Here is a 1,874-nt window from a genome sequence, read left to right as displayed (position 1 = left end):
CCGGGGACGCCGATGGGGCAGGGGGAGAGAGAGTCGTCGAGGACGAAGAGGGAGACGTTGGGGAGAGGCTTGCCGAGAGCGGGGCGCGAGTTGGGCGCAATGAGGCGAGAGGAAGCGTCGACGGTGCACTCGGTGGGGCCGTAGACGTTGAAGCAGGAGAGGAGGGGGAGTGCCGAGATGCGAGCCCAGAGAGAGTCGTCAACGTGCTCGCCGCCGACGAGGACGCGAAGAGGCCGAGAGGAGGCGAGGCCTTCGTCGAGGAGGAGGCGGAGGAGGGAGGGGGAGCAGTCGAGGACGTCGAGGTGGTGTGCGGCGGCCCAAGCGACGAGGAGGGAAGGGTCCTCGCGAGCGGCTTGAGGGACGAAGAGGAGGGAGTGGCCGTCGACGAGTTGGAGGAGTTGCTTGACGGAGGCGTCGAAGGAGAGGGGCGCGTTGAGGCTGACGCGGAGGGGTGAGGAGACGTCGGAGTAGACGGAGGAGGCGAGGGCGGCCCTGAGATTCATGAGGGAGGCGTGCTGGATGAGGACGCCCTTGGGCTTGCCGGTGCTGCCGGAGGTGTAGATGACGTAGGCGAGGTGCTGTGGGAGCGAGAGGTGAGAGGGATTGGAGGAGGGGAGTGCCTCCAGAAGAGACGAGGAGGAGTCGAGGAAGAGGGAGTGAGTGGAGGAAGGGAAGAGGTGGGCGAGGCTGGAGTGGGAGAGGAGGAGGAGAGCGCCGGAGTCCTGAAGCATGAAGGCGAGGCGCTCAGGAGGTGCGGAGGAGTCGAGGGGGACGTAGGCGCCGCCGGCCTTGAGGATGGCGAGGAGGGCGAGGAGGGAGAGGGCGGAGCGCTCGAAGCAGAGAGCGACGCGGACTTCAGGGCCAACGCCGAGGGCGCGCAGGTGGTGAGCGAGCTGATTGGCGCGGGAGTTGAGCTCCGCGAAGGAGAGGGCCAAGGAGTCGTCGAGGACGGCGAGGGCGAGAGGAGAGAGGGCTGATTGAGCCTCGAAGGCCTCATGGAAGCAGCCGCGCCAGGGGAAGGATTGGGCGGAGTCATTCCAGTCGAGGAGGAGAGTGGAGCGCTCGTCTTGGGAGAGGAGCTGGAGGGAGGCGAGAGGCGCGTTGGGAGAGGCGAGTGCGGAGTCGAGGAGGGTGCGGAGGTGGAGGGCGAGGCGGGAGGCGGTGGAAGGGTCGAAGAGGTCGGTGCGGAAGGAGAGGGAGCCGCGGAGCCCCGAGGGAGAGTCGGAGAGAGAGAGGGAGAGGTCGGCCTTGGTGGCCTCGAAGTCGCGGGCGAGGGGGAGGAAGGAGAGGCCCGGGAGGGAGAGGGAGGAGGCGGGGGTGTTTTGAAGGACGAGGAGGACTTGGAAGAGGGGGGAGTGGCTGAGGGAGCGCTGAGGGTGGAGGACTTCGACGAGCTTCTCGAAGGGGACGTCCTGGTGCTCGAAGGCGGCGAGGGTGGAGGAGCGGACGGAGGAGAGGAGGTGGCGGAAGGAGAGGTGGGGCTGGAGGGAGGAGCGGAGGACGAGGGTGTTGACGAAGAAGCCGATGAGGGACTCGGTTTCGGAGCGCTGGCGTCCGGCGATGGGGGAGCCGACGGAGATGTCGAGCTGGCCGGAGTAGCGGGAGAGGAGCGTCTGCCAGAGGGCGAGGAGGGCCATGAAGGGAGTGACACCTTCGGCCTGGCAGAAGGAGGCGAGAGCGGCGGACGCGGTGGGAGAGAAGGAGACGGGGACGGAGGCGCCGCGGAAGGACTGGACGGAGGGGCGGGGCCTGTCGGTGGGCAACTCAAGGAGGGCGGGAGCGTCAGCGAGCTGCTGCTTCCAGTAGGCGAGCTGAGCGTCGAGGACGCCGTCGCGCAGCCACTGCCGCTGCCACACCGCGTAGTCCGCGTACTG

General features: G+C 68.1%; 1 protein-coding gene. It reads right to left on the bottom strand.

The genetic code is table 11. The features are described from left to right. A partial coding sequence (locus tag KRR26_RS37970; protein WP_407931767.1) for a non-ribosomal peptide synthetase occupies positions 1-1,856 on the bottom strand: 1,856 nt, incomplete at its 3' end. Positions 1,857-1,874 lie beyond the last annotated feature (18 nt).

Source organism: Citreicoccus inhibens, assembly GCF_019039035.1.
GTDB lineage: Bacteria > Myxococcota > Myxococcia > Myxococcales > Myxococcaceae > Citreicoccus > Citreicoccus inhibens.
The sequence above is the reverse complement of the archived record's forward strand: the minus strand, read 5'-3'. Positions and strand labels throughout refer to the sequence as shown.